Raw genomic sequence first — 15499 nt, forward strand, 5'->3', positions numbered from 1 at the left:
CATTTATGGAAGATTGAATACCTTGCGCGCGTTTTCGCGCAGGAATTTCGGCCAGACATCATCCTTGAACGGAACACTGGGCATATCGCCCATGATCCGGTCGAGGCTCAGGCCCATCGGAAAATATCCGGCATAAATGATTTTGTCGGCTCCGCGCGTATTCGCGTAGTCGATGATCGCCTTCGGGTAGTGCTTTGGTGCGAACGCGCTGGTCGAATAATAGAGGTTCGGCCATTTCAGCATGAGCTTCACGGCAAGGTCTTGCCATGGCTCGGCGCCATGGCGCATGACAACTTTCAGTTCAGGAAAAAACCAGCAAACTTCGTCGAGATGTTCGACTTTTTGCGTTTCCATCGGGATACGCGGCCCCGGAATCCCGACATTGAGCAGGATCGGCAGACCCAGTTCGCAGGCGGTCGCGTAAAGCGGGAACATGTACTTGTGGTTGATCGCGACTTGCGGAAGCGTGCCCGCAGGAAACACGCTGATCGCCGAAAGGCCGACTTCGGCATGGATCCGCTTGATCCGGCGCACTTCGTCCATGCCGCCGTTGGGGTCGCACGGCAGGTCGAAGAAGAACCTGTCGCCATACATTTCCCTGGCGCGGCGCGAGGTGGCATTGTCGTTCCACCCGACCAGCGCGCGTTCGATACCGTGCTTGTCCATCTGTTCGACGGTCCAGCGGATGTAATCATCCTGCTGACCGGTCTGCGGGATGTCCTTGAACATATATTGCGCGGGCATCGCAAACTGCTGCAGCGTCTGCTGATCCTTGATCAGCGGACGGAACGGGGCGAACCAGTCGGAACGGTCCTCCGTATCGGGGATCCCCAGCATGCAGTCGATGATCTTGATGTCGGTGGGCATGCCCATGGTCATTTCTCCCCCTTGAGGTTCGGCCACGTTTGACGCAGCGCCTTCTTGTCCACTTTGCCCAGCACGTTGCGGGGCAGTGGCTCATGCATGATCGCGATCTCGGTCGGCGCCTTGTACCGCGCAAGGCCGCTCGCCACGGCCTCGATCAGGGTGTGGGCGTCGAGCCCATCCCCCTTGACGCCATCCCCCTTGACGACCGCCACGAGGCGCTCGCCAAGCCGATCGTCGGGCAAGCCGAACGCGGCGCATTCCAGCACGCCGGGCTGTTCGCCCAGCACGCGTTCGACTTCGGCGCAAAAGATGTTCTCCCCGCCCGAAATGACCATGTCCTTCACCCGGTCGACGATGAAGATGTAATGTTCATCATCGACAAAGCCGACATCGCCCGTGCGCAGCCAGCCATCGGCAGTGAACGCCGCAGCGGTCGCCTCGGGCCGGTTCCAGTACCCCTGCATCACGAACGGCCCGCGCACCTGGATCTCGCCCGTATCGCCGGGGCCAAGCACCGTGCCATCGGGCGCGACGATGCGCACATCGGCAAGCGGCAGAACGCGCCCCGCCGAGGCCCGCTTGCGCAGGAAATCGGCGCCCACCGCCTGCGCCAGCGCACCGGCGCATTCGGTCATGCCATAGCCGGTGCCCATCATCGCCTGCGGGCATGCCGCGCGGATCGCATCGAGCAGATTCACGGGCAGCGCCTGTCCTCCGCTGGCGACATTGCGCAGCGAGGCCAGCCCGCCCCCTGCGCCCGCCCCGCCCCCTGCCCCGCCCGCTTCGACGGCACGCAGCAGATCCCACAGCATGGTGGGCACGCCGGACAGCACTGTCACCCCTTCGTCGGCGATGAGCCGCAACGCGTCGGCCGGGTTCCAGCGACGCAGGATGATCGTTTTCGTGCCGGCGATCAACGGCGAGAGGAAGCCCGAGCCAAGCCCCGAAATATGAAACAACGGATAAACCAGCAGTGTCGCCTGCTGCGGCATGTGCGCCAGAATCGTCTCGACCGGCAACCCTTGCGCCTGGGCAATCCCGTGGAGCACCATCATGCCCGACAGTTGCACCGTCATCAGCCCGGTAACGAGGTTGCGATGGGTCAGCACGACGCCGCGCGGCCGCCCGGTGGTGCCCGAGGTAAACAGGATCGCTGCCGGATCGTCGGGCGATGCCGTATGGGCGATCAAGCCCGACGCAGCCCCCTCGCCCGGCTCGGGCGCGGCATCGGGCTGGGTAAGGTCGATCATCGGTCCGGCATACCCGCCGACCTTCAAGGCGTCGAAGGCACGGGTGTCGGCCAGAACCAGCGAGGGAGTCACTTCCTCGATCATGGCGATCAGTTCGACGGGCGAGCCCCGACTGTTGAACAGCGCCGCGACCCCGCCTGTGCGCAGCACCGCCAGAAAGCCGATCATCCATTCGGCACGGTTGTGCATGCAGATGGCAATGCGCTGCCCACGCCGATCGCCAAGCTGCGCGGCAAGGCGGTCGCGGGCAGCAAAGATTTCGGCAAAGCTGGTGCGACGCTCGCTGCCGTCATCGCGCCAGTCGACGATCGCGGTGCGGTCGCCATGCCGGCGCGCGCTCTCGATCATCAGATTGAGATCCGGCGGCGCATGGCGAAAGGCGCGAGCGCCCTCCTGCTCCACTATCTCGAACCCCATGCCGGGCCCGGTCAGTTCGGCGAGAAGGGGATCGCTTTGGGCAGATGACGGCACGGTCATGGGCATGACCTGCGGCAATATGCCGAAAACGCGTGGGATCGCGTGTCTGCGGCGGGCATGGGCTCTCCTCTCGTATCGCAGCGGCCTTGTAGCATCGGCATTTTAAACCCGACGATTCGACGCACTTGCAGCTCATGAAACACTATAAAGTGGCTTTTGCGAATTTCAAGGCGCTTTAATCTGCGCACAATCATGCTGCCGGCGGCATTTCGGCCACAAACACCAGGGGCACAGATTCGAGGCCGTGATTTGAGGCGGGTTGGCGCCAAAGATAAAGGGTCTACGCCAAAAGGGCCGTTCCCCGCCGTATCCGGGGACCACAGGCAGGCTGAGCTCCACAGGCGCTCACCGCTTGCGACGGCACATCCCGCGCCTTTGCGCCATCCGCAAAATATTACGCATTGTCTTTGTATTTCTAGATTTTGATCTCGATATGCGTCATATATCGCGCTAGCATTCGCGATAAAGAAAAGCAGATGGAGCGAGGATGACCCAGCGAGGAACACGCGGCCCGGTCTTTATTGGCGGGGCCAGCGGCGCACTGAACGACAGCGAGATTGCCGTCCCGGGGCTGCTGCGCGCCGAACGGCTGGATTACCTCGTGTTCGACTACCTTGGCGAAGGGGCGATGGGCCTGTTTGCCTATCTCAAACGGATGAATCCGCAATCGGGGTTTCTGCCCGATTTCGTCGATCTGCACATCGGCCCCTATCTGTCGCAGATCAAGGCGCGCGGGATCAGGGTGGTCGCCAATGCTGGCGGCCTCAATCCCGAAGGTCTCGCCGCGCTGATCCGTGAACGCGGCAAGGCGCAAGGGATCGATCTGAAAGTCGCCACCGTCACCGGCGATGACCTGATCGACCGCGCAGACGAGCTCGGCGCAAGTGGCCTGACCGACATGTACGATGGCCGCCCCTTTCCGAAGAGCGGCATTTCCAGCCTGCACGTCTATCTCGGCGCCTTTCCGATCGCGGCCGCGCTGGATGCGGGCGCCGATGTCGTGATCACCGGGCGGGTGGTCGACAGCGCGCTGATTCTTGGTCCGCTGATCCACGAATTCGGCTGGTCCGCCGCCGATCACGACCTGCTGGCGGGCGGCACAGTGGCCGGCCACTTGCTCGAATGCGGGGCACAAGTCACCGGCGGCACCTTCACCGACTGGCGCAGCGTACCCGACTGGGCCGGAATCGGCTTTCCCATCGGCGAATGCCATGCCGACGGCAGCGTCGTGATCACCAAGCCGCCGCGGACGGGCGGGCTGGTCTCGGTCGCTACCGTGGCCGAACAACTGCTTTACGAAGTCGGCGATCCGCAGGCCTATATCGTGCCCGACGTGGTCTGCGATTTCGCCGCGATCCGCCTGGAACAGGTCGGGGCGGACCGCGTGAAAGTGTCGGGCGCACGCGGCCATCCGGCGCCGACGATGCTCAAGCTGTGTGCCACGGTCGACGCCGGCTGGCGCTCGATCGCGCTGATCCCGGTGATCGGCATCGATGCCGTGGCCAAGGCCGAGCGGCAGGCCGCCGCGCTGATCGAACGGTGTACCCGAATCATTGGCGAACGCGGCCTTGGCGACTGGACCCGCACGCATGTCGAAGTGATCGGCACCGAGGCGGGCTATGGCCCCCGCGCGCAAGCGCTGACCCCGCGCGAAGTGCTGCTCAAGATCATTGTCGATCACCCGGTGATGGCCGCTGCGGCGCTGTTCGGCCGCGAACAGACCACCGCGATCATGAACATGGCGCCCGGAACCTCGATCGCGCCGATCATCGCCGCGCCGCGCGCACAACCGCTGACCGACATGGTGTTCGCGCTGATTGCACGCGACGGCATTGTTCCGCGTGTCACGCTTGATGGCGTGCCGGTGCCCTTTGCCGATCCGGTTGTGCCCGGCTTCGACCCTGCCGCGATCGTGCGCCCGGCAGTGCCCGGCGATCTCGATCCGGGCCCCGATACCTGCACCGTCCCGCTGATCCGGCTGGCCTTTGCGCGCAGCGGCGACAAAGGGCGGCTGTTCAATGTCGCCGCCATTGCCCGCCGGCCCGAATATCTGCCGTGGATCCGCGCTGCGCTGACCCCGCAGGCCGTCGCCGACTGGTATCGCCACTGTTTTGCCGATCCCGCGGGGGCTAAGGTCGACCGCTTCGAGGTGCCCGGTTGCCACGCGCTCAATCTGGTCGTCCACGAAGCGCAAGGCGGCGGCATCAATCTGTCGCCCCGGCTCGACCCGGCGGCCAAGGGCATGGGCCAGCACCTGCTGGAAATGCCTGTTCGCATTCCCGCCGCGCTCGCGGCCAGTCTTGAGGGATAAAGGCCATGACCGAGACGACCCCCTATCTTGCGCGTGGCGGCCAGAAGATCACCACCGAGAGCACCACGCTGATCAGTTCGTCGGATTATCTCAACGAACCGCGCCTGCGCGACTGGCTGGCGACGGCATTCCTGCGCAAAAGCGGGAAAGATTCGCCGACGACGCACGACGCCTACAAACTCTACACCATTCTCCGGGATGTGTTCGACGTTGACCGGATCGAGGCGCTGTTCACCGCAGAACGCAAGCGCCGGCCCGAACTGGATGCGTGGTTCGACGCGGGCTTTTCCTCCAGCTTCAGCGTCGAAGACCTGCTGGCCAACCCCGAAGGATCTCTCGGACACATCTTTGGCCGCTATATCCGCGACAATGGATTCGAGATCGATATCGTCCCGCGATTTGTCCCGCGCAACCAGTTCGAATATTTCTCGCTCCGCAGCGGGCAAACGCATGATCTCGAACATATCCTGCTGGGGGGCGGGTTCGACATTCTGGGTGAACTGGTTCCCTATTGGGCGCGGCTGAGCAATTTGCCGCGTTTTCTCGATCCGGAACTGGTCGGTTTGATCAATGCAGGGCAAGTGCTGGGCGCACTGCGACTCGTTTGCCGCACCGGGCTGCATTATCATTCCGCGTTTCCCGCCGCGATGCAGGCCATGCGCTGCGGCATGACTGTGGGCGAACAATCCGGCCCCTATTGGATGCGGCGGTTCGAGGATGTGTTTCACCTGCCGCTGGGCGAAGCGCGCGCAGCGCTTGGCATTGTCGGCGCAGTCGATCTCGACACCAGCGCGGCCTCGCTCACCTGGCCGGAATACCGATGATCACCGGGTATCTTGAAATCCGGGCCCCTGAAAGCCGGAGACGATTTGATTCGCCCCCGGTCCGGATGGTTCACGCCGGCAGGAATTCACCGGCATATTCGCGATAGCGCATGATCGGGCCGTCACCGGCGCAGATCAGCGGTCGCTTGAGGTGCTTCTTGAAATTGAGCACTTCAAAATCCTGGTCAATCTCGTCCAGCACGCGCTGGACAAAGGCGCCGCCGATCATGTCGTTCATCTCTTTCGACCCGGTGTCGCTGATGTACATCCGCACGTGCAACTGGAACCGTTCCTTGTCGATCGGCGTGGCCGAGACATTCTGGATAAAGCCGAACCCTTCACCCAGCACGACATGGCTGACAAAGCTGATCCCGGAAAAGTTGAACTGCATGTGGCCGATCGGGAACATCTGTTCTGCCGACGGCGCGTAATCGACCTGCATGCCCCAGGCGGTGCGGGTCACCGCGTCAATCTGCGGCAGGCCGACCGATTTGTGCAATTGTTCGATATGCGCGGTGTCAAACAGGTTTTCGAACAAGTCGCGGAACGGGGCGCGGCCTTCCTTGCGCTTTTCGGCATAGGGGATCCAGGTGCGATCGGCAAACGTGTCGCGCAAGTCGGATGGGTCATAGTCGGGGGCGCCGCCTGACGGATCCCACCACATCATCACTGTGCCGGCGAATTCGCGCGTGGGATACGTGGTCAGCGCGGCCTGCGGCGGGATCACTTTGGTATAGGGGATCGCGGTGCACTTGCCACTTTTGGCGGAAAAGCGCCATTTGTGGAACGGGCAGACGATCTCGCCCTTTTCAATGCGCCCGTCAAAGCTGGCGAAATGCGCGCCAAGATGCGGGCAATAGGCATCGGCGACACGAAATGCCCCGTCCTCGTCGCGATAGGCGATCAACTGTTCGCCGAAAAAGGCGAGCGGAACCAGAGCGTCGGGCGGCACATCGGCGATTTCGGCGACAACGTACCAACCGCGGGCAAAGCCCGGAGTGTCGTCACGGGTTGCCATCGGAATGGGGGACAGTTCGGTCATCGCGATTCTCCCGTATTGTGGTTCTGGTCGGGGCTTTGCACCGTGCCAGTCGTTTGTGATCCTAACGCGTTTGCCATGACCCGGCGCAGGATCGGACGGGCTATCGCTGGAGCGGGATCACCAGGTTGGCCGTTTCGGATCATCTGAATATCCGTTTGGTCGATGACGGGGGTCTGCGTCCGATCCATGGCGCGGTAGAATGCGCGTGCAGGATCGCGGGCCACCCTGACAGGCCCGAGACCTGGGGAGAGATCACCATGCAGGACAAGTACCTCATCAAGAACGGGACCGTTGTCGATGGCACGGGCGCGCCGGCCTACAGGTGCGACGTGCGCGTGCGTGGCAACCGGATAGCGGCCATCGCCCCCAACATGGAGCCCGAACGGCGAGAGCGGGTGATCGATGCCACCGGCTGTTATGTCGCCCCGGGCTTTATCGAGACGCATAATCATTATGACGCACCGATGTGGTGGATGCCCACGCTCGATCCGATGCCGGGCTATGGCGTGACCACCTCGATCAACGGAAATTGCGGTTTTGCCGCTGCGCCGGTCCATGACGATCCGGCGGTCCGCCAGGAAATGGTCGATATCTTCTCGTTTTTTGAAGACATCCCGGAAAAGCCTTTCCGCGACCTGCTGCCATGGGATTGGAAGACCTGGAGCGAATACAGGGCCTCGCTCGAACGCAATGTGAAGATCCCGGTCAACTATGCCGCCTATGTCGGGCATATCGCCATCCGCCTTGCCGTGATGGGGCTCGAAGCCTGGGACCGCGCCGCAACACCGGCCGAAATCGCAAGGATGTGCGCCCTGCTTGAAGACGCCTTGGCCGCCGGTGCGCTTGGCATGTCGAGCAACCTGCTCGACCATGACAAGAACGACCGCCCGATCCCCACCCGCAAGGCCGACGATGCCGAATTCGACGCGCTGTTCGCGGTGATCGCGCGGCATCCCGGCACCAGCGTGCAGGTCATCGTCGATTTCTTCATGCGGCTGGATGGCCTGCCCAATTCCGAACGGATGAGCGCGCTGGCCAAAAAGCACGGCATCCGCATGCAGATCGCCGGCGGAGTGCCGACCCTGGCGTTTCAGGCGTTCGCAATCGAAGGCGCCGAGGCATTGCACGCGCGCAACAAGGCCGAAGGCAACGATGTCTGGCCGGGGTTCCATGTCATTTCGCCGACCACCATTGTCAGCTTCAATTCCTCGTTGCTGTTTGCGCAATCGAACAACTATGTGTGGAGCGAGCTGATCCAGGCCAGGGGCGAAGCGGCAAAGTTCGCCATGCTCGAAGATCCCGAATGGCGCGCAAGGGCGCGCGAATCCTGGGACAAGACCTTTGAAATCTCGCCCGTGCGCAATGCCTGCGACATCCATTTCCTCGACAGCGCCACCGGCGTCGGCCCGGTAACCGGCACCTTGCAGGACTATATGGATATCCACGGCCAGACCCATCCTTCGGATGGCCTGGCCGACTGGCTGCTCGATAACGGCACCGACTCGACAATCAAGATCAGCGATTTTGCCAACAACGAATCCGCACTCGACAAGCTTCTGACCGATCCCCAGGCAATCGGTAACTTGTGCGATTCAGGCGCGCACGGACAAATGTTCTGCGGCGTGGGCGACAATGTCCTGTTCCTGACCCGCTATGTCCGAGAACGCAAACAACTGACCATCGAACAGGGGATCGAATACCTGACCGGACGCATCGCCGGGCATTTCAACCTTGACGATCGGGGCGTGTTGCAAGTCGGGCGCAAGGCCGACATCGTGGTGTTCGACCTCGATGAAATCGAACGTCGGCCAGAGGAAAAGGCCTGGGACGTGCCCGACGGTGAAGGCGGGCGCACCTATCGCTATACCCGTCAGCCTGCACCGATGCGCCTGACCATGGTCAATGGCGTGCCGACGTTCGACCGCGGCGCCTTTACCGGGGCGTTTCCGGGTGAATATGTCGGGCCCGACGCGCCGACGCTGGCCGAGGCGGCGGAATGATGCCGACCAGCCCCGCGCACCATACCGCACGGGGCCGGCTGGTCACGGCAATCGCCATGCTTTGACTGGGCCTGGTGTCACAGCCGGCGCGGGCGGGCGATCCCGGCGCCGAGATCAGTGGGCCATGGCTGACCGACGGGGGGATTCGATCGCCCGTATCGAATCTTGCGGCACCGGTTGGTGCGGGCGCATTGCCCGGATATTGCTGCCAAATCCGGGCGGACCCGGCACTGGCCATTGGTTCGATGAATCCCAAAAAATGGCCGGCCAGTTGCCTGGCCGGCCTTTGAAAGTTTTGGGAGAGGATGCCTGAACGGCATGCCCCTGGGGCGTTACTTGAGCCAGCCCATATCCTTGTACCAACCCGCCGTAGCGTGCAGCCCGACGGTGGTTTCGATCAGCGGGCGCCATCGTTCGACCGGCGGCTGCATCGCGGCATTGGCGGTCCAGTCGGGGTGGCACATATAGCCCACCCGATCGAGCGTCAGCTTGGCGCGATCCTTGCGCACTGCGCGATCGGCCCGCGCCACCCATTCGAGCACACGGCGCGGCAGCGACAGCGTGAAAGGCCGCTTGCCCACCGCCACGCCAACGGCGCGCGCCATCTCGACATGGCTCCAGCCGCCCGCATGACCATCGTCGGGTTCAAACGTCAGCCCGGTGACATCCTCGTCGCCAGGGATCAGCGCGAGCAGGAGCGCGGCCAGATCGCCGACGTGAATCAACGACATGCGCCCCGCTGGCGGCAAGGGAACGATCCCCTTGCGCGCGAGGCGGAACACTTCGAACATTTCGGTGTCGCGCGGGCCATAGACCGCAGGCGGCCGCACGATCGTCCAATCGAGGCTGGAGGCGGCAACGATGCGCTCGCCCTTGCGCTTTGACGCGCCGTAAATCGACAACTGCGGCTCGCGCGCCGACAACGACGAGACATGGACAAACCGATTGACCCCGGCGGCCAGCGCAGCATTGACCACATTCAGCGTGCCGCGCACATTGCCCGCCTCGAACCCTTGCGCGTCGGGGCTGTTGACCACTCCGGCGATGTGAATCACGGCACTGGCGCGAGTGACCAGCCGCCGGAGCGCGCGTTCGTCGCCCAGATCGCCCTGGACCCATTCGACCCCGGCGCGCGCCTCCTGCGGCCGCCGCGCCAGCGCGCGCACATCGAGCCCGACCTTTGCCGCCGCATCGAGCACCGCGCTGCCGACGAACCCGGTCGCCCCCGTAATCGCAATCAGTTCCGAAGCGCGCGAAGCCATCAGACGAGGACCAGTTGATCGCGGTGAATCAGCGCCGATCGCGGCGCATAGCCGAGAATTTCGGCATGATCGCGGGTGTTGCGCCCGGCCAGTGCGGTGCATTCGGCGGCATCGTATTCCGACAGCCCCCGCGCCAGCACATCGCCCGTCGGGCCGAGCACCGCGATGGCATCGCCGCGCACGAACTGTCCTTCGACCCGGGTAACCCCGGCGGCGAGCAGGCTGGCGCCCTGCCCCAGCGCGACCGCTGCGCCCGCATCGACATGGACGCTGCCGCGCATGCGCATCTTGCCGCCCAGCCAGGCCTTGCGTGCGGCCTTGCGCGGCCGGGCGAGAAACAGGGTGCCGCGCCCGGCACCGAGCGCGGCGCCGATCGGCGTTTGCGGGCGACCGTCGATAATCGCCAGCGCCATCCCCGCGAGCCCGGCAATGTCCGCCGCCTGCAATTTCGATGTCATCCCGCCCGAGCCGAGCCCCGACGACGATCCGCCGGTCGCCATCGCCCGGATCTCGGACGTAATGCGGCGCACCACGGGGATGCGCGTCGCCCCGGCTTCGCGCGGATCGCGATCATATAGGCCGTCGATGTCCGACAACAGCAAGACTGCGCTCGCCGCCGCCGCTTGCCCGACACGCGCGGCCAGGCGGTCGTTGTCGCCAAAACGGATTTCCTGCGTGGCGACCGTGTCGTTTTCGTTGATCACCGGCACCGCGCCGCGCGCGAGCAAAGTGCCCAGCGTCGCCGTAACATTGAGCCAGCGCCGCCGGTCTTCGAGATCATCGAGCGTCAGCAGGACTTGCGCGGCAGTCGCGCCGTGTTGACCAAGCAGTTCGGCCCAGATTCCCGCCAGCGCGATCTGCCCGACGGCCGCCGCCGCCTGCGCATCGGCCAGGCTGCCGCGCCCGCCTTTGGCAAGGCCCAGCCGCCGCGCACCCAGCGCGATCGCACCCGAGGAAACCACGATCACTTCTTGCCCGCGCGCCCGCGCCGCAGCGAGTTCGGCGACCAGCGCGTGAAGCCAGGCGCGCCGCGGCTCACCATCCGCCCCGACCAGCAGCGACGAGCCGACTTTGACGACAAGACGGGGCGCAAGCGCGGGATCGGCGAGGTGATCGAGCTGGGAAATGGTCATGATCGCGCCCGCTTAGGCTAAACTGCGGGTCAGGTGAAGCGTCTTGCCCGCATCCTTGGCTCGGTCCGTCGCGGAAAAGTCCTGCCGCAGCAAGGTGACGTCAACAGGGGGACGTCAATAAGGCGACGTCAATAAGGCGACCAGGGCACGCGCGCGTCTTCATCCTCGACTTCGCCGGCGGGGCGTTCGGTCGCGGTCGCGGCGGGCAAGTGTTCGAGCACCGCATCGAGCAGCGCATCCATGCCCTTGCCGGTCGCGCCCGAAATCGGGAACACGCGATCGGCTCCGGCGGCGATCAGCTCGCTCGCAAAGGCGCGCACCAATTCGCCATCGACCGTGTCGATCTTGTTGAGCGCGATCAAGCGCGGTTTTTCATCGAGCCCGGCGCCATAGGCGGCCAGTTCGTCGGCGACGACGCGCATCGCCTCTGCCGGATCGGTGCCATTGATGTCGACAAGGTGGATCAGCACGCGACAGCGTTCGATATGCCCCAGAAACCGGTCGCCGATCCCGGCGCCTTCGGCGGCCCCGGCAATCAGCCCGGGAATGTCGGCCAGCACGAATTCGCGATTGCGATGGCGCACCACGCCCAGCTGCGGCCGGGTGGTGGTAAAGGCATAAGCGCCGACTTTGGCCTTGGCATTGCTGATCTGGTTGATGAACGTCGACTTGCCCGCGTTGGGCAGACCGACAAGACCCGCATCGGCCAGCAGTTTCAGCCGCAGCCAGACCCACAATTCCTCGCCCGGCCAGCCCGGCCCGCACTGACGCGGGGCCCGGTTGGTCGATGATTTGAAGCTGGCATTGCCGCGACCGCCGTCGCCGCCGCGCAGCAGCACGACGCGCGCGCCCGGCTCGATCAGATCGAGCAACACGGTTTCGCGATCATCATCGAGCACTTGCGTTCCGACCGGGACCTTGATCACCAGATCTTCGCCGCCCGCACCAAAACGGTTCTTGCCCGCGCCGCCCGAGCCGCGCTGCGCCTTGAAATGCTGGGTATAGCGAAAATCGATCAGCGTGTTGAGCCCGGCCACCGCCTCGAACACGATGTCGCCGCCCTTGCCGCCATTGCCGCCGTCGGGACCGCCGTATTCGACGTATTTCTCACGACGAAAGCTGACCGCGCCGGGGCCGCCGGCGCCCGAGCGGATGAATATCTTGGCCTGGTCGAGAAAATGCATCGCTTGAAAAGTCCGGCAATCGGGCGCGAAAATATCCGCTTCGCAAAAACGGCAAGAGGCCCGCCTCTGGCGCAAGCGACCGGCGGCGGGAGACCGCAACCGGGCATCAGGCGCTAGACGCAGGCTTGTTCATCATCGCGGGACCTGCCGGGCGATCCGGGGCCATGCGCTGTGTCCTGTCGAACCCTGGTGGAGCCGAGGGGGATCGAACCCCTGACCTCGTCATTGCGAACGACGCGCTCTCCCAGCTGAGCTACGGCCCCGTTCCAGTGTTCATACCGATCCGGCGCCGATGGCCCGTTGTCCGGGTCACCCTTGCCTGTCGGGAGGCGCGCACTTAGCGCACGACCTGCCCGTTTGCCAAGCCCCGGACACGAAAAAATTTACCTGGCCGGTTTTTATACGGTCAGGGCGTCGCGGAACGACCGGCCTGGCTCAATTGATCGAAAACCGGCGGCGCAGGCGCTTGTCCGGCCAGCGGTTCAACGCGAACGCGTCCGACGCGACCGTATTTTTCATCCCATGCGGCAAGCGCATTGCGGTATTTGTCATAGCGTTCGTAAAAGTCGTCGAAGACCTTTTCGATCAACGGCACTTTGGCGGCGGCAAACGCATCGAGCGCTTCGGGCGGAATCTGGGCGCCCTCCTGCATGATCAGATCGACCACATCGCAGAACTCGGCCTTGGTCGGCGGCAGCGCGTAATGGTTGTACAGCGTGGTCAGGTAATCGTCGCGCAGCGTTTCGCCGCCACGCCCATATTTCGCCCGAAATTCGTGATCCATGTGGTCATAGACCGCCTTCAACACTTTCGCATTGCGGATCAGGAAATCGCGATAGTGGGGCACGATTTCGGCATTGCGCGGATCCTGGCAGTCAAGCGCGGCAACCGTATAGGCCGAGCGCAAGTTCCACATGATCTGATTGGTCGAAACCTTGCGATTGACCGATTCCCGCTGCCCCTCGGCATCGACTTGCGGCGTGATCAGCCCTGGCGCAGCGCCATCGGGCGGGATCGGGCGCGGCGGAATTTCGGCCACGGGGGGGGGAGGAGGCGGCGGCGGCGGAGGAGGCGGCGTCTGGGCGCAGGCGGCGAGCGCCATCGCCAGAGCAGCCCCGGTAACCATGCGCCAGCGGCGCGCGCGGGCCTCAAAGGGCCTCATGCCGCAAACCATGGAGCGGCCCTTGCGCCCCGACGACAATCGATCCCTATCATTCACGGCCATTTGCACCTTTCGGCCCGCACCCTTCGGCGCTGCCCTTTCCACCGGAGAACGAGCCCCGGTTACAACTGCCTTCGCCAGATCGTTAACACATACGGCGTCCGCGCAAAAAGAGAAACACCCGGCAGGATGCAAAAATCCCGCCGGGTGTGAATTTCAAATCACGCCGAAAAAGCCGGCAACCGGATCGATCAGCGACGATCGCCCATGAAGCGCAGCAGCATCATGAACATGTTGATGAAGTCGAGGTAAAGCTGCAGCGCGCCCAGCACGACGGCCTTGCCGGCCATCGTCGTCCCCGCGACATAGCTGTACTGATCCTTCAGCCGCTGCGTGTCATAGGCCGTCAGCCCGGCAAAGATCAACACGCCAAGGAAGCTGATACCCCAGGAAAGGCCCGGCGAGCGCAGGAACATATTGACGAGCGACGCGATCAGAATGCCGAACAGGCCCATGATCAGGAACGTGCCCATGCCCGACAGGCTCTTTTGCGTGGTATAGCCAAACAGGCTGAGCCCCGCGAACGCACCGGCGGTAGCAAAGAACGTCACCGCGATCGACGGGCCGGTATAGACGAGGAAAATCGCCGAGAGCGACAGCCCCATCGCCACGCTGAACGCCCAGAACAACCCCTGCATCGCAGACGTCGACAGACGGTTCACGCCAAAGCTCATCACCATGGTGAATGCAAGCGGCGACAGCGCGATCAGCCAGCGCAGCGGGCTCATCAACACCGCTTCCGCCATGCCCGAGGCGGCAAAGCCCAGCGCCACCACACCCGACAGCAACACGCCCGAGGCCATGTAATTGTAGATCGAAAGCATGTGCCGACGCAGCCCGGCATCGTAGACAGTGCTACGGTCCCAAGCGCCGGTAAGGCTCGGGGACGCGCCGAAGCCCGTCGACGAGGGCTGAGGGTCGTTCCAGTTTGCCATGTGCTTCAAGTCTCCATGTGTCGGGCCCTGCAGCGGACCCACAAGCGCAATATCGCCCCGGTTGCCCGCGCTTTCAAGCGAAACCGGCGAATATTGTCATGCCATACGATCCCTTGCGGATCGCTGAACGCCCAAGCGCGATGGCCTGTTCCGATTGCCTGTCCGGATTCAGGCTTGCAACCGGCGGATTGCCTCTGCGGTCATCTCGGCGCTGCGATCGCGCGCGCCGCGCAAGGTGTCCTCGATCAGCCGCGCGAGCCGTGCATCGGCATCGAGCACATCGAGCCCGACCTGGGTCACGCCGCCCGGACTGGCGACGCGGCGCGCCAGTTCCGCCGGGCTGTGCGGCGATGCAGCCGCGAGCTGGCTTGCGCCTTCGACCATGGCCAGCGCCAGTCGATCGGCCTGTTCGCGCGGAAGCCCGAGCGCCGCAGCCCCGCTCGCCAGCGCGTCGATGAAGCGATAGACAAATGCCGGTCCCGATCCCGCCAGCGCCGTCACCAGATCCATGTCCGCTTCATCGGCCAGCCATTCCGCCTGACCCAGCGGCGCCATCAGCGCGTCGGTCCGGTCGCGCGCGGCACCTGCGGCATCGCCAAACAGCGCGATCGGCGATTTCCCCAGCGCAGCGGCCAGATTGGGCATGACGCGCACGATCGCCCCGGCTTGCGGAAACGTCGCGCGCAAAGTGGCAAGGTCAACCCCGGCGAGGATCGACAGGATCAGCGTGCCCGGCCCCGCCAACGGCGCGACAGCCGGTGCGGCAGTGGCCAGCTGCTGCGGCTTGAAGCCCAGCAGGACGACATCGGCGCATGCTTCGTCCGGCGCCGCGTCGAGCAGACGCACACCCTCCGGCGCCGCAGCGAGGAAGGGATCGATCACCGTAAAGGCAGCCGGATCAAGCCCGCCCGCCAGCCATCCGGCCAGCATCGCCCCACCCATGTTGCCGCAGCCGAACTGAAAAAAGCGCAAAGCGGGCCTCATCAAAAAAG

Annotated in this window: 12 protein-coding genes and 1 tRNA gene; 3 read left to right on the forward strand and 10 right to left on the reverse strand. The window is 64.2% G+C overall.

Translation table 11 applies throughout. The annotated features are described in order from the left end of the window. Positions 1-3 precede the first annotated feature (3 nt). A complete protein-coding gene (locus AQZ50_RS00700) occupies positions 4-879 on the reverse strand; it encodes an amidohydrolase family protein (protein ID WP_369801351.1) in 876 nt (291 codons plus the stop codon). Continuing rightward, positions 876-2594 (reverse strand): class I adenylate-forming enzyme family protein, encoded by a 1719-nt coding sequence (locus tag AQZ50_RS00705; RefSeq protein ID WP_067741236.1) that lies wholly within the window; start codon positions 2592-2594, stop codon positions 876-878. Before AQZ50_RS00705 ends, AQZ50_RS00700 begins: the two co-directional genes overlap by 4 nt. A 487-nt stretch (positions 2595-3081) precedes the next feature. On the opposite strand from AQZ50_RS00705, the gene AQZ50_RS00710 reads away from it, so the two are divergent. Continuing rightward, entirely contained in the window at positions 3082-4905 is a 1824-nt protein-coding gene (locus tag AQZ50_RS00710) for an acyclic terpene utilization AtuA family protein (RefSeq protein WP_067741238.1), read from the forward strand. 5 nt (positions 4906-4910) lie between these two features. Beyond that, a complete protein-coding gene (locus AQZ50_RS00715) occupies positions 4911-5729 on the forward strand; it encodes a Coq4 family protein (protein WP_067741240.1) in 819 nt (272 codons plus the stop codon). 70 nt (positions 5730-5799) lie between these two features. Here AQZ50_RS00715 and AQZ50_RS00720 read toward each other — a convergent pair whose 3' ends face one another. Beyond that, the gene (locus AQZ50_RS00720; protein ID WP_067741242.1) at positions 5800-6771 is read right to left on the reverse strand and encodes a Rieske 2Fe-2S domain-containing protein; all 972 of its coding nucleotides are present in this window, start codon (positions 6769-6771) and stop codon (positions 5800-5802) included. Between the two features lie 257 nt (positions 6772-7028). On the opposite strand from AQZ50_RS00720, the gene AQZ50_RS00725 reads away from it, so the two are divergent. Further along, entirely contained in the window at positions 7029-8771 is a 1743-nt protein-coding gene (locus AQZ50_RS00725; RefSeq protein WP_067741245.1) for an N-acyl-D-amino-acid deacylase family protein, read from the forward strand. A gap of 332 nt (positions 8772-9103) precedes the next feature. Here AQZ50_RS00725 and AQZ50_RS00730 read toward each other — a convergent pair whose 3' ends face one another. The 7 genes from AQZ50_RS00730 to AQZ50_RS00760 form a co-directional block, all read right to left on the reverse strand. Then, on the reverse strand, positions 9104-10033 hold the full coding sequence (locus AQZ50_RS00730) for an SDR family oxidoreductase (RefSeq protein ID WP_067741248.1): 930 nt from the start codon (positions 10031-10033) through the stop codon (positions 9104-9106). Continuing rightward, positions 10033-11166: a glutamate 5-kinase gene (gene proB, locus AQZ50_RS00735; protein WP_067741250.1), complete on the reverse strand. Its 1134-nt coding sequence runs from the start codon at positions 11164-11166 to the stop codon at positions 10033-10035. The genes AQZ50_RS00730 and proB overlap by 1 nt, the downstream gene beginning before the upstream one ends. Positions 11167-11294: 128 nt before the next feature. Beyond that, positions 11295-12350 carry a GTPase ObgE gene (obgE, locus tag AQZ50_RS00740; RefSeq protein ID WP_067741253.1) on the reverse strand — a complete coding sequence of 352 codons (1056 nt, stop codon included), beginning with the start codon at positions 12348-12350 and terminating at the stop codon, positions 11295-11297. Positions 12351-12537: 187 nt separating this feature from the next. Continuing rightward, positions 12538-12613: transfer RNA gene (locus tag AQZ50_RS00745), tRNA-Ala, on the reverse strand. A 143-nt stretch (positions 12614-12756) separates the two neighbouring features. After that, positions 12757-13512, reverse strand: a complete 756-nt coding sequence (locus tag AQZ50_RS00750) for a hypothetical protein (protein ID WP_156427188.1) — start codon at positions 13510-13512, stop codon at positions 12757-12759. 251 nt (positions 13513-13763) lie between these two features. Next, positions 13764-14507, reverse strand: coding sequence for a Bax inhibitor-1/YccA family protein (locus AQZ50_RS00755; protein ID WP_067741259.1), 744 nt, complete (start codon positions 14505-14507; stop codon positions 13764-13766). A 168-nt stretch (positions 14508-14675) separates the two neighbouring features. Next, positions 14676-15479 carry a pyrroline-5-carboxylate reductase family protein gene (locus AQZ50_RS00760; RefSeq protein WP_067741261.1) on the reverse strand — a complete coding sequence of 268 codons (804 nt, stop codon included), beginning with the start codon at positions 15477-15479 and terminating at the stop codon, positions 14676-14678. Positions 15480-15499: the final 20 nt, after the last annotated feature.

Origin of the sequence: Novosphingobium sp. Fuku2-ISO-50 (assembly GCF_001519055.1) — a bacterium.
GTDB lineage: Bacteria > Pseudomonadota > Alphaproteobacteria > Sphingomonadales > Sphingomonadaceae > Novosphingobium.

Coding starts and splice junctions, on each gene's coding strand:
- AQZ50_RS00725 (WP_067741245.1), top strand. CDS start 7,029: ATGCAGGACAAGTACCTCATCAAGAACGGGACCGTTGTCGATGGCACG.
- AQZ50_RS00730 (WP_067741248.1), bottom strand. CDS start 10,033: ATGGCTTCGCGCGCTTCGGAACTGATTGCGATTACGGGGGCGACCGGG.
- AQZ50_RS00705 (WP_067741236.1), bottom strand. CDS start 2,594: ATGACCGTGCCGTCATCTGCCCAAAGCGATCCCCTTCTCGCCGAACTG.
- obgE (WP_067741253.1), bottom strand. CDS start 12,350: ATGCATTTTCTCGACCAGGCCAAGATATTCATCCGCTCGGGCGCCGGC.
- AQZ50_RS00755 (WP_067741259.1), bottom strand. CDS start 14,507: ATGGCAAACTGGAACGACCCTCAGCCCTCGTCGACGGGCTTCGGCGCG.
- AQZ50_RS00700 (WP_369801351.1), bottom strand. CDS start 879: ATGACCATGGGCATGCCCACCGACATCAAGATCATCGACTGCATGCTG.
- AQZ50_RS00715 (WP_067741240.1), top strand. CDS start 4,911: ATGACCGAGACGACCCCCTATCTTGCGCGTGGCGGCCAGAAGATCACC.
- AQZ50_RS00720 (WP_067741242.1), bottom strand. CDS start 6,771: ATGACCGAACTGTCCCCCATTCCGATGGCAACCCGTGACGACACTCCG.
- AQZ50_RS00710 (WP_067741238.1), top strand. CDS start 3,082: ATGACCCAGCGAGGAACACGCGGCCCGGTCTTTATTGGCGGGGCCAGC.
- AQZ50_RS00750 (WP_156427188.1), bottom strand. CDS start 13,512: ATGAGGCCCTTTGAGGCCCGCGCGCGCCGCTGGCGCATGGTTACCGGG.
- proB (WP_067741250.1), bottom strand. CDS start 11,166: ATGACCATTTCCCAGCTCGATCACCTCGCCGATCCCGCGCTTGCGCCC.